This is a genomic window from Eikenella sp. HMSC061C02, from assembly GCF_001809035.1.
Lineage (GTDB): Bacteria > Pseudomonadota > Gammaproteobacteria > Burkholderiales > Neisseriaceae > Eikenella > Eikenella corrodens.
Genome location: NZ_KV795573.1, coordinates 1 through 12425, shown reverse-complemented (window position 1 = coordinate 12425; position 12425 = coordinate 1). Strand labels below are relative to the sequence as shown.

General features: G+C 51.1%; 11 protein-coding genes and 1 pseudogene. All 12 read right to left on the bottom strand.

Going from position 1 to position 12425, the window contains the following annotated elements; all coding sequences use genetic code 11:
- Positions 1-156: 156 nt before the first annotated feature.
- On the bottom strand, positions 157-1029 hold the full coding sequence (gene rfbD / locus HMPREF2541_RS10250; RefSeq protein WP_003824992.1) for a dTDP-4-dehydrorhamnose reductase: 873 nt from the start codon (positions 1027-1029) through the stop codon (positions 157-159).
- 23 nt (positions 1030-1052) lie between these two features.
- Positions 1053-1595 carry a dTDP-4-dehydrorhamnose 3,5-epimerase gene (gene rfbC / locus HMPREF2541_RS10245; protein ID WP_064103571.1) on the bottom strand — a complete coding sequence of 181 codons (543 nt, stop codon included), beginning with the start codon at positions 1593-1595 and terminating at the stop codon, positions 1053-1055.
- Positions 1596-1714: 119 nt separating this feature from the next.
- Positions 1715-2509 (bottom strand): glycosyltransferase family 25 protein, encoded by a 795-nt coding sequence (locus HMPREF2541_RS10240; RefSeq protein ID WP_070543487.1) that lies wholly within the window; start codon positions 2507-2509, stop codon positions 1715-1717.
- Positions 2506-3501, bottom strand: coding sequence for a capsular polysaccharide synthesis protein (locus HMPREF2541_RS10235; protein WP_003824999.1), 996 nt, complete (start codon positions 3499-3501; stop codon positions 2506-2508). Before HMPREF2541_RS10235 ends, HMPREF2541_RS10240 begins: the two co-directional genes overlap by 4 nt.
- A gap of 103 nt (positions 3502-3604) precedes the next feature.
- On the bottom strand, positions 3605-4471 hold the full coding sequence (rfbA, locus tag HMPREF2541_RS10230) for a glucose-1-phosphate thymidylyltransferase RfbA (protein WP_003825003.1): 867 nt from the start codon (positions 4469-4471) through the stop codon (positions 3605-3607).
- Between the two features lie 73 nt (positions 4472-4544).
- Positions 4545-4916: a hypothetical protein gene (locus HMPREF2541_RS10225; protein ID WP_003825005.1), complete on the bottom strand. Its 372-nt coding sequence runs from the start codon at positions 4914-4916 to the stop codon at positions 4545-4547.
- 12 nt (positions 4917-4928) lie between these two features.
- A complete protein-coding gene (gene rfbB, locus HMPREF2541_RS10220; RefSeq protein ID WP_003825006.1) occupies positions 4929-6002 on the bottom strand; it encodes a dTDP-glucose 4,6-dehydratase in 1074 nt (357 codons plus the stop codon).
- 92 nt (positions 6003-6094) lie between these two features.
- Positions 6095-6517: pseudogene (locus HMPREF2541_RS10215) on the bottom strand (IS1595 family transposase); the annotation flags it as partial.
- Between the two features lie 42 nt (positions 6518-6559).
- On the bottom strand, positions 6560-7372 hold the full coding sequence (locus HMPREF2541_RS10210) for a glycosyltransferase family 25 protein (RefSeq protein ID WP_003825010.1): 813 nt from the start codon (positions 7370-7372) through the stop codon (positions 6560-6562).
- Between the two features lie 345 nt (positions 7373-7717).
- On the bottom strand, positions 7718-8617 hold the full coding sequence (locus tag HMPREF2541_RS10205; RefSeq protein ID WP_064088051.1) for a hypothetical protein: 900 nt from the start codon (positions 8615-8617) through the stop codon (positions 7718-7720).
- A gap of 485 nt (positions 8618-9102) precedes the next feature.
- A complete protein-coding gene (gene glyS, locus HMPREF2541_RS10200) occupies positions 9103-11166 on the bottom strand; it encodes a glycine--tRNA ligase subunit beta (protein WP_064103553.1) in 2064 nt (687 codons plus the stop codon).
- 112 nt (positions 11167-11278) lie between these two features.
- Positions 11279-12190 (bottom strand): glycine--tRNA ligase subunit alpha, encoded by a 912-nt coding sequence (glyQ, locus tag HMPREF2541_RS10195; protein ID WP_035581322.1) that lies wholly within the window; start codon positions 12188-12190, stop codon positions 11279-11281.
- Positions 12191-12425: the final 235 nt, after the last annotated feature.

Sequence of the window (12425 nt, the reverse complement as noted above, 5' to 3'; positions counted from 1 at the left end):
ACAGTACACACGTTACGGCAAGGCGAGCCAACGCCGTACTGGTTTTTGTTAATTCACTATATTAGCTTTAATGTATGAGTTTGCTAAACGATTTCAGGTAGCCTGCGGGGGAGGAGGCTACCTGAAAGTTTGCGTGGTTAGAGCTGTCAACAGGCCCTAGAGATAGTCGGCCAGATTGCCCAATGCGCTTTGCCAATCGCTGGGTGTGATGCCGAAGGCGGTGTGGATTTTGCTGCAATCGAGGCGAGAGTCAGCGGGGCGGCGGGCAGGGGTGGGGTAGTCGGCGGTGGTGATGGCGCGCAGTTCGGGCGAGCGGAGCAGGATGCCTTGTTCGGCGGCGCGGCGGAAGATTTCGGCGGCAAAGCCGTGCCAGGTGGTGTAGGGGCTACCTGAAAAGTGGTAGAGGCCGTAGGGGCAGTTTTCGGTTTGGGTGCGCCCGGCGATGTACAGCAGGGAAGCGGCGATGTGGCCGGCATAGGTGGGGGCGCCGCTTTGGTCGGCCACGACGCCTAGGCTGTCGCGTTCGCGGCCGAGGCGGAGCATGGTTTTCACGAAGTTGTGGCCGTGTTCGCCGAACACCCAGGCGGTGCGCAGGATGATGTGGCGCGGGCAGTCGGCCTGCACGGCTTGTTCGCCGACCAGTTTGCTTCGGCCGTATATGGTTTGGGGATCGGGAGTGTCGGTTTCGAGGTAGGGGCGTTCGGTGCGGCCGTTGAAAACGTAGTCGGTGGAAATATGCAGGATGGCGGCGCCTACGGCGTGGGCGGCGCGGGCGAGGTTGTCGGCACCTTCGGCGTTGGCGGCATAGGCGGCGGCCGGTTCGCTTTCGGCTTTGTCTACGGCGGTGTAGGCAGCGGCGTTGATGATCACGGCGGGCTGTTCGCGCTCGACGGTTTGCAATACGGCGGCACGGTTGGCGATGTCGAGTTCGCTGCGGTCGTAAGCGGCTACCTGAAAATTGTGGGCAGCGGCCTGCTGGATGAGGGCTTGGCCAACTTGGCCGTGGTGGCCGGTGATGAGGAGTTTCATGGGGCTACCTGAAATTTGGATGTTTAATCAAACAATACGGCTTGGTTCAGCAGTTTGCCGGCGAGGTCTTTGGGCGAGAGCTTGGGCTCGCCTTGCAGCGGCCATTCGATGCCGACTGCGGGGTCATTCCACAGCAGGGAGTGCTCGGCTTTGGGGTTGTAGTAGTCGGTGCATTTGTAAACGAATTCGGCCTCTTCACTCAATACATAGAAGCCGTGGGCGAAGCCTTCGGGCACCCAGAGCTGGTGTTTGTTTTCGGCGGAGAGGATGGCGCCGGCCCATTGGCCGAAGGTGGGGGAGCTGCGGCGCAGGTCGATGGCCACGTCGAACACTTCGCCGGCAATCACGCGCACGAGTTTGCCTTGGGTGTTTTCGGTTTGGTAGTGCAGGCCGCGCAAGACGGCTTGGCCGGATTTGGAGTGGTTTTCCTGCACGAAGGTACGCGGGGCGATGTGTTCGCGAAACCAGTTGTCGCGGAAGGTTTCCATAAAGAAGCCACGTTCGTCGCCGTGGACTTGGGGCTGTTCGGTGTCGCCTTTTTCGCAGTAGCGGCTGTCTACAAACATTTCCATGCTGTCGATAAAGGCTTGTTTGCATTCGGCCGGGCTCATGGGGCTGACGAAGGAGATATCGGCTCGGGCGAATTGGACAGTGAGCAGGAGGATGAGGAGGGTGTGGAGCTTGGTCATGATTTCATGCCTAGGTAGTTCATGCCGATATGTTTCAGGTAGCCTTTGATGCTGCGGATGATGACGCTGCTGGTTTTCGGCTGGAGGAAGCCTGCTTTTTCTTGGCGGATGGTGCTGTCGAATTTTTCTAGCGCTTCGAGTACGAAGGCGGGGCGGCTGTGCAGGATGCGCAGGCCGTGGTGTTGTTCGAAGTAGAGCCAGTCGTCGGCTGTGGCGCAAGGGGATTGTGTCGCCCGGCACAATTTTTCCGCGCCTTCACGGCTGATGATGTAGGCAACGGTGCCGCAGCCGTATTGTTCCCATGGGGTGCCGAAATAGATGGTGTTGCCGTCTGTATTCATTTTGGCACGATGCTTGATGGGGATGCGACGGTAGTAGTAGGGGAGTTGGTGTGGCAGGGTTTTGACATAACCTAATATCAGGATGTCGAACGGATATTGGGCGGATAGGGCTTTCAGGTAGCCTTCATTTAATAAGGGCTGAGGATTGCGGATAAATTCGGCATCGTCTTCCAAAACCAGGGCGTAGGGGTGCTGTTGGCGGACAATGTGGGCATAAACCTGATGATGGCTGAGGGCACAGCCTAATTCGCCTCGGGTGAGCCAGCGTTGTTTTTTGGTTTTTTTATGCGGTAGCCGGGATGATAGGCATTCGATATCGGATTGGCTGGCTTGGCGCATATCCACGGCATCGATAAATGTAGCCTCAATGCCCATCCGTGCACATTCCTGCCGCATGTGTTCGCGTCGGTCTTGCTGGTTGGCAAGGGAAATAATGTAAGCTGGAATCATGATGTGGGATCAAAGAGTTGTTTCAAGTGTGCGCCGAAGGTGCCGGGTTGGAAGCTTAAACGGCGGTCGAGTTTGTGCACAGGGGTTTGTGCAGTGATTTCGGCGAAAGCTTCGGCGTTGTAGGGTTGTTCTAATTTGGCCAGGAGCAGATGAGGCAGGGTGTCGTCTACAGGTTCGCCGGCTTGGCCTGGCAGATGGTTGCGCACTAGTTCATTGAACATGATTTGAAAGAAGAAGTAGTGCGGTATGTGGTTTTGGGTTTGCCAAAAATTCAACATCACATCAAGGCAGGTGTGAATCAGTAAGTTGCCGGGTTGGGCGGCGATAATGCAGTTGTTTACCTGAACGGGGTGATCGGGCGACCAATTGAATACATCGGCGTTGAAGCTCTGCCAAAAGTCCTGATGGGCAGCTGTTGGAGAGCGTTGGTACATAAAGAAATCTGTTTGTGCCCATTCTTTTGGGAGTGGGGCGGTGAGCAGTATAGAGGCATCCAGCCAAACGCCGCCGTAAATATCCAATAATGCCAAACGTAACAGATCGGCAAAAAAAGCGGGTTTGAACGCTGGATGTTGGCGTTTGGCTTGAACGAAATCAGGCAGATCCAAATAATTGTGCAGAGTTTGGTCGTCTAGCCGAATAAGTTGGTAGTTGCCGAGATTTTGTTCAACTGAGCGGAAACACAGGCGCACCATTTCGGGCAGTTGCTCTGGTTCGAGACCTTGTCCCCAGTATTGCCAGATGATTTTTTGCCCGCGCAAATCTTGCTTGGCTTGAAGATTAAAACGGGGCAACTGTCCTTGGAAGTAGGCTTGCAGGAAAGGCCGCCATAATTCGGCTGTATGATACATCTGCTTCCGGCTGGCGTATGCGTTGATTTTATTGCGCAGGGGTTTGGGGATGAGACCGCGGTAGAAGATTTTCCACGGCCTTTGGTTGAGGCGCAGCAGCGGGGTGGCGGTGGAGGCGAAATGATCGGCGGGAAACGGCATGGGCTGGTGTTCCTAGGCTACCTGAAAACGGTACGTGCTATTTTACACTATCGAAATGGTAGGTGGCTGCAATGGGGTTGGCTGAGTTTTCAGGTAGCCTGAACTATTTTTTGAGCAGCCGCAGCAGGTATTGGCCGTATTGGTTTTTGGCCATGAGTTTGGCCAAATCGGCCAATTGCTCATTGGAAAGCCAGCCGTTGCGCCAGGCGATTTCTTCGAGGCAGGCTACCTGAAGGGCTTGTACGTTTTGGATGGTGCGCACAAATGAGGCGGCTTCGTGCAGGCTTTCGTGTGTGCCGGTATCGAGCCAGGCAAAGCCGCGGCCGAGCAGTTGCACGGAAAGGTTGCCGTCTTCGAGATAGAGTTGGTTGAGGTCGGAGATTTCGAGCTCGCCGCGTGCGGATGGCTTGATTCGTTTGGCGAATTCGACCACGCGTTTGTCGTAGAAATAGAGGCCGGTTACCGCCCAGTTGGATTTGGGTTGTGCGGGTTTTTCTTCAATAGATAGGGCTTTGAGGTGCTGGTCGAATTCGACTACGCCAAAGCGCTCGGGGTCTTTCACTTGGTAGGCGAATACCGTAGCGCCGTGGGTTTGGGCGGCGGCTTGCTGCAGGGTTTGGGTGAAGGATTGGCCATAGAAGATGTTGTCGCCCAATACCAGGCAGACGTTGTCGCTACCGATAAATTCTTCGCCGATGATGAAAGCTTGGGCAAGGCCGTCTGGGCTGGGTTGTACGGCGTATTGCAGACGGATGCCGAAGTCGCTGCCGTTGCCAAGCAGGCGGTGGAAGGCGGCGTTATCTTCGGGGGTGGTGATGATGAGGATGTCGCGGATGCCGGCGAGCATTAACACCGATAGGGGGTAGTAAATCATCGGCTTGTCGTATACGGGCATGAGCTGTTTGGCTGCACCGCGTGTGATGGGGTACAGCCGTGAGCCACTGCCGCCGGCGAGGATAATGCCTTTCATACGGTTGCCTTCCTGTAGCAGAGGGCTACCTGAAAACAAATGTTTCAGGTAGCCTTTTTATGGTTTGCTGTGCCTATTCCGCGCCCAGCAGTTTGCCGTTGTAGCGGCCGAAGAATTCGCTGATTTCGAAGAATACTTCTTTGCGATCACCATGAGGGCCGACTACGCTGATGCGGTCGTAAATGCCGTTTTGGCCTTGAATCAGGGCTTGGCCGACTTTGCGGTAGCCGGGCATGTTTTGGGCAATCCAGCGGTTTTCGGCAGCAATGCCGCGCGGGGTGTCGTTTTCGTGGATAACCACGGCGTGCTCTTGGCTGCTGCCGTCGGCGCGTTGCTGATGGGCGGCAGCGGGTGCGCGGTGGGGGCGGGTTTTGGCTTCCACACTGCCGGATAGAGCGAGGCCGAGGGCAAGGAAGCTGAGCAGTATGCTATTCCGGATGCTCATAGGTTCTCCGAATTATGGGGTTGATAAGTGGCCAAGCCGCTCTAAACGGTAGCGGCCATCGAGGATGCGTTGCCACCAAATTTTGTTATCCAAGTACCACTGTACGGTTTTGCGCATACCGGATTCAAAGGTTTCCTGTGGCTGCCAGCCTAGCTCGTGGCCGATTTTGGTGGCATCGATGGCATAGCGCAGGTCGTGGCCTGGCCGATCGGGCACAAAGGTAATCAGGTCGGCATAACGCGACACGCCAACGGGTTTTTCGGGTGCAAGTTCCTCTAGTAGGGTACAGATGGTTTGTACCACTTCAAGATTGTTTTTTTCGTTGTGGCCGCCGATATTGTAGCTCTCGCCGATTTTGCCTTGGGTAATGACTTGATACAGCGCGCGGGCATGATCTTCCACGAAAAGCCAATCGCGGATTTGTTGTCCGTTGCCGTAAACAGGCAATGGTTTGCCGGCAAGGGCATTCAGAATCATCAGCGGAATAAGTTTTTCGGGGAAATGGTATGGGCCGTAGTTGTTGGAGCAGTTGGTAATGATGGTGGGCAGGCCGTAGGTGCGTAGCCAGGCGCGCACAAGATGGTCGCTGGAGGCTTTGCTGGCGGAATAAGGGCTGGACGGAGCATAGGGCATGGTTTCGGTAAATAAATCACTGGTGCCATGCAAGTCGCCATACACCTCATCGGTGGAGATATGATGAAAACGGAATACCGAGCGGCGGTTTTCAGGTAGCCCAAGCCAATAGGTACGGGCAGCTTCCAGCAGGTTAAAGGTGCCAACAATATTGGTTTGGATAAACTCACCAGCGCTGTCTATGCTCCTATCCACATGGCTTTCCGCCGCCAGGTGCATCACACAGTCTGGCTGGTGTTGGGCAAATACGCGGTCGAGCTCGGCGCGGTTGCAAATATCCACTTGCTCGAAGGTATAGCGGGGGCTACCTGAAACTTCTGCCAAGGATTCAAGGTTGCCCGCGTAGGTGAGCTTGTCGAGATTGATAACAGAATCTCGAGTGTGGCGGATGATGTGGCGGATAACTGCCGAGCCGATAAAGCCGGCGCCACCGGTAAGGAGGATATTTATCAATTCTTGATAATAATTAAAGTAGGTTTAATAATTAAAGTAGAGGCTATACTGGATTAGCTCTAAATTTTACACCACTCCCACAGGATTTTAAGTTACTGGGACGGTGTCCCAAAGTTAAATTGAAACTCGAAGTTTTTCAAGAATCGAGGGAAAGATTTGCAGTCGATTCCGTTATATATTTGAGAAAGACGTGTTTTGACTGATTCCAGAAATTCTCCATGCCGTTAATGTGGTTCTGGCGGTCTGAAAACGTTTTGGAATGGTTGATGCAGTGATGAGTAAAACCGCTCACATCTAGGTTATCGTAGCTGCTCAGACTATCTGTATATAACGATGTTGTCAGGCATGATTTTCTTCTTGATAGCAGACAATAAGGTTTCAGGCTTAGCATTATCCACCACAATTGTGTGCCCCCGTCCTTGCCGTTTCAGGATACCGAATATCACCACGTTACCTGCTACACAACGACTGCATTTACCTTTGTGGCGTTCACCGAAATAGCTGTCGTCTAACTCGGCACCTAGCATAGCTACTACGCTATGTTAGCCTCATAATTTCTATTTAAAAGGAATAACTTGATAGGGAATTCTACGGTTTATATGGCGTAATATTTGTTTTTTGAGTCGTGTAATCTCGCGTTTAATTTTTTGAGGGAGTTTCCTTTTAGATATATGAGGATTTTTTTTACTACGCTCAACTTCAATTTGACTGCCCAAGCTACTCTCCTGTGGATGGAGAATAGCCTCTTGGATGCAAATAGCAGGATTTAGTTGGTACACATTAATTTTAGTATGAGGAATAAGGTGCTCAAACATTAAAACATCAATTGGAGTAAAATCATCAAGGTGAGTGTTGCGAAGATAGCTGAGTAGCCATTTGATAGCTGCTTGTGAAATGATGTAGCCGCCCGTTCCATGATGAGGGCTACATAACTTATAGATTTGATGATTATGATAACTGTTCCGTGGCATTGACTTAATTTGACATGGTTCGTAAACGGTTTCTAAGCGAATAATAAAGGGTTCATTAATAGGGAAAAACTCTTGTAGCCAAGAGTCATTAGTCAGAAATTTATTAGCTTGTTCTCCTAGCCAAATATCGTCCTCAAAAATGCCAATATACGGAAGATTTTGGTCTAAACAATGCTGCCATAAACTTATATGGCTCATAAAGCATCCTTTTTCACCTAAACTGAGATAATCAACTTCAGAAAACAAAGGTAATAATCGCGTGGTAGCGGAGTTCAATTGTTCGCTTGAGCTGATGGCATCAAAGAAAGAGAAGGGAATACTTTTAGAGTTAAATTGACTAAAAATATGTTGGCGACGAGTATGGGAAGTAGCTAAACTAATAATATAATTTTCTAGCATAATAATTTATGAGGCTATCCTATATAATCAAGATAAATTCTATTCTGCTAATTGTTCTAAAGTGGAAATCTGGATATTTATCTCACTGTTAGTAAAGTACTACCCACATCTCTTTAAATACAGCTCAAGAAGCTTTGTTGGAATACCATTAAACTTGTGCAAATGATGTTTTGCTTTTCGGTAAAGTGAATGCTGTGGTTGATGTGTAAATAGCTGAAGCCACTAGTATCAAGTTTTATAGCAGCCTGTACATTATATTTGTGGTTAAAAAAATTCAATGGGTAGAGATTTTTACTACCTACGCTACCAGCCATTTATGAGGAAGTGACAGTTCCATGATGCTTTTTATGGTAGCAGCTGGTTGCCCTGCAAATTAAAGTTATTGAAAGAGCGCAGAATAAATTCTTCATCCAGCATTTCATCAGCAACACGGTCTTGCATATTGTGCTCTCGAAAATATTTTTGAAAATCAAAATCCTGCATTAACATCCATTCTGTTGGGTTAAAGCTACGTTGATTCTTTATATGAGGGAAATGCCAGTTGGTAAGAGGGGCTAAAATGCGTTTTCTTTCCTTCTTGGGTAGGTGTAGAACTTCATATGCACTAAATTGATCATTTATCCAGCCGCGCCAGAATTCAAAGTGAATATTTCTATTATAGATAATCCAACTATCCCCGCCTTCGGCGAAGGGGCGGGCTTTATGTATATAGCATTTTCCGTCATGGCAGTGAAGATTAATTCTGTTTAAAATTACACAGTCTTTCTTTCTAATGGGCAGCTTGCACAATTCAATTGTTTTTGTTGTGTGCCAAATATGGTCTCCATCTACTTTGATTATCCACTTGTTCTTTGGCAATTTGCCCCAAACAAAATTATAGTAATTATCCAGTCTTGTATTTAAATCCAAGCAATCCTCTTTATATCGGATATCATTACCAGGGATTACGTCGTACGGATATTCTACCGAGGTAAATTGTGGGTGTTTTTCGCAAAATGCCAAAATGTACTCTTTAGTGCCATCTGTGCAACTGTTAAAACCGATTACTCCGCCTTCAACAACAGGTAAAATACTTTTCAAGCAGGCATCAATGGTTTTAATTTCATTATGTACACGGATGAATGCATAAGGCCGGATGGGTTTTCGCCAAGCATATAATTTTTGCAAGGTTTCTGTAATATAGAGGCGGTGGCGTGTGTTTGTATAAAAACATATCCAACGGAATAATAAAGAAAATAGAGACATTTCTACTCCTTGTTTGGAAGATTTTTAAGTTTGTTAGCTATTTATTAAATGCTGTTTAAAATACAGGAAATAGTTTTTCTACTTCGTGATAAGAGCTAATAGTGAAGTAAAAATCTCCCTTGTTCGTGATGTTGGGGATTAGAAATAGTCTTTGATAAATCTGCTATAGTTCCCTTCATCGTAGAGTAATAAAGGATGAAGCGCTTGCTCCAATCGTTGAAGCCGGTTTCGTCTATACTAGGTACCCAACTGTTGCTGCATAAAGTCTATGCTAAAGGGTGTCGTTTTGCAGCTGGCCGAAACCGGACGTGGGGGCGGTGGAGATGTGCAGATTTTGCAATACCGCCCAATCATACATAGTAGCCTATGTGGTGGGCAGCGGGGCTTCAAACTAATCCCTGTGATAGTTTCATCAAGGTGGAAGCGATGAGTTCGTAATACATGGAGATTCAGGTAGCCTGCTGTGTGCCGGGCGGTTTGACGGCTTATTCACCCAGCTTGGTAATATCTGCCACTGCATTCATCTGTTCCGCCAAGCAGTTCAGCAGGTTCAGGCGGTTTTGTTTTACGGCGGGATCTTCCGCCATCACCATCACGCCGTCGAAGAAGGCATCGACTTGCGGTTTGACGGAAGCCAGTTCGGACAAGGCGGTTTGGAAATTGCCTTCGACAACAGCAGCGGCGATTTTCGGCTGCAAGCCTTGTGCGGCGGCATACAGGGCTTTTTCTTCGTTCTGTTGCAGCAGGCTTTCATCTACTTCGCCCAACTCGGCATCGGCTTTTTTCAGCAGGTTTTGCACGCGTTTGTTGGCGGCGGCGAGCGCGGCGGCTTCGGGCAGTTGTTTGAACGCGGTAACGGCTTGCAGTTTGGCGGTCAAATCGTCCAAACGGCGCGGCTGTTTGGCGAGTACGGCGGCAACGATGTCTTGCGGATAGTCGTTTTGCAGCAATACGGCAAGGCGCGCTTGCATGAAGTCGGCGGTTTCAGACGGCGTTTTCTCGTTGAGCAAACCTTTGGGGAAGCTGTCGAAGGTCGTCTGAATCAGCTCGTTCACGTCCAAGCCATACTGCATCAGCATCCGCAGGATACCCAAGGCGGCGCGGCGCAGGGCGTAGGGGTCTTTGTCGCCGGTCGGAATCAGACCGATGCCCCAAATGCCGACCAAGGTTTCCAGTTTATCAGCCAGTGCAACGGCAGTGGCAGTTTTACTTTCAGGTAGCCTATCACCGGCAAAGCGCGGCTGATAGTGCTGCTCGATGGCTTCGGCGATTTCTTCGGTTTCGCCGTCCAAGCGGGCGTAGTATTTGCCCATCGTGCCTTGCAGCTCGGGGAACTCGCCGACCATTTCGGTCACCAAGTCGGCTTTCGCCAAACGCGCGGCGCGTTCGGCTGCGGCGGCATCTGCACCCAAAGCTTTGGCAATGTGGGCGGCAATGCTTTGAAGGCGTTCGATACGCTCGGCTTGTGAGCCGATTTTGTTGTGGTACACCACATTTGCCAGCTTGGGCAGGCGGCTTTCCAAAGTCGCTTTTTGGTCTTGCTTGTAGAAGAACTCGGCATCAGACAGGCGCGCACGCAAAACGCGTTCGTTGCCTTGGATGATGTGCGACGGGTCTTCGGTTTGCAGGTTGGAGACCAGCAGGAAGCGGTTCATCAGCTTGCCGTTTGGGTCGAGCAGCGGGAAGTATTTTTGGTTTTGCTGCATGGTCAGAATCAGGCATTCCTGCGGCACGGCGAGGAAATGTTTTTCAAAACCGGCTTCTAAAACAACGGGGTATTCGACCAGCGCGGTAACTTCGTCCAACAGGGCTTCATCTGCGGCAACGGTCGCGTTCAGACGACCTGCCTGCTCGTTCAAGGCTGTCTGAATCGCGGCTTTGCGCTCGGCAAACGAAGCGACGACTTTGCCTTGCTCGCGCATTTGTGCGGCGTAGCTGTCGGCGTTTTCAATGGTGATTTCGCCGTTGGACAGGAAGCGGTGTCCCAAGGTTTGATTGCCGCTTTGCAAACCCAAAACGCTGACGTTCACGATGTCGCCGCCGTGCAGCACAACTAGCCCGTGAACAGGGCGCACAAAGGTAAACGTGCTGCTGCCCCAACGCATCACTTTCGGAATCGGCAGTTTCTTAACTGATTGATTGATAATGTCTTCCAAGAGTTCGCCCAACGGTTTGCCGGTTTGGACGTATTCGTAGGCGTACACATCCTGCTTGCCGTCGTAGACGATGGTCAAGTTTTCGATTTTCGCCCCCGCACCGCGCGCAAAACCTTCCAAAGCCTTGGTCGGCGCACCGTCTTTCATGGCATTCGCCACGGCAGGGCCTTTTTTCACGATTTTCTGATCGGCTTGCACGGCTTTGACGTTTTTGACTTGAACGGCCAAACGGCGCGGTGAGGCGTAGGCGGTAAATTCGGCTGATCCGTCAATCAGTTGCGCTTTTCCCAAGCCTTCAGCAACAGAAGCGGCGAAGTGGTTGCCTAAATTATTCAGGGCTTTGGGAGGGAGTTCTTCGGTGAGGAGTTCGATTAAAAGGGTTTGGGTGTTCATTGCAGCGTGTCGTTTGGTTTCAGGTAGCCTGCCGTTGCTGTAGATGGTGCTGGGTTTTTAATCAGGAGGCAGGCGGCACTTGTTTGTTAGGTTGGTGAGAATTCTAGCATTTTCAGGCTGCTTGCGCCTTGTTTTTAATCAGCGGGAAGCCCAGTTTCTCACGGCTTTCCACGTATTTATGCGCCACGGTGCGGCTCAGCGCGCGGATGCGGCCGATGTAGGTGGCGCGTTCTGTAACAGAAATGGCGCCGCGTGCGTCTAATAGGTTGAAAGTATGGCCGGCTTTGAGGACGAGTTCGTAGGCGGGCAGGGCGAGGCTGGTGTCTTCCACAGCCAGCAGGCGTTTGGCTTGCGCTTCGTAGTCGTTGAACTGGCGCAACAGCCAGTCGGCATCGCTGTATTCGAAGTTGTAGGTGGATTGTTCGACTTCGTTTTGGTGGTACACGTCGCCGTAGGTAACGGAGTTGCCGTCCGGCGTTTTCGCCCAAACGAGGTCGTAAACGTTTTCCACGCCTTGCAGGTACATCGCCAGGCGTTCGATGCCGTAGGTGATTTCGCCAAGCACGGGGGTGCAGTCGATGCCGCCGACTTGTTGGAAGTAGGTGAACTGAGTAACTTCCATGCCGTTGAGCCAAACTTCCCAGCCCAAGCCCCATGCGCCGAGGGTGGGGTTTTCCCAGTCGTCTTCCACGAAGCGGATGTCGTGCACTTTTGGGTCGATGCCCAATTCGCGCAGGGAATCGAGATAGAGGTCTTGGATATTGGCGGGGGCTGGCTTGAGGGCTACCTGAAATTGGTAGTAGTGCTGCAGGCGGTTGGGGTTGTTGCCGTAGCGGCCGTCTTTGGGGCGGCGGCTGGGTTGGACGTAGGCGGCAAACCACGGTTCGGGGCCGAGCGCGCGCAGGCAGGTGGCGGGGTGGGATGTGCCAGCACCAACTTCCATATCGAGCGGCTGGAGCAGGGTGCAGCCTTGGGCGGCCCAGTAGTTTTGCAGTTTGAAGATGATTTGTTGGAAGGTGAGCATGGTTGTGCAGGAAAGTTGGAAAAAATAATGGCGGTATTGTACTTGGTTTGCCGATTAAACAAAACAAAGCTAAAGGCTACCTGAAAAATGGTTGTTGGGATTTTCAGGTAGCCTTTTCATCTTTAAGGCATGGCTGAAGCACTGTGCTTCATCAGGCATTAGGGTTTGCCGCTTGCCGGCCGTTTTAAGGCTACCTGAAAAAATAAGGGGCTGTCCTAGATAACTAGGTTAGACT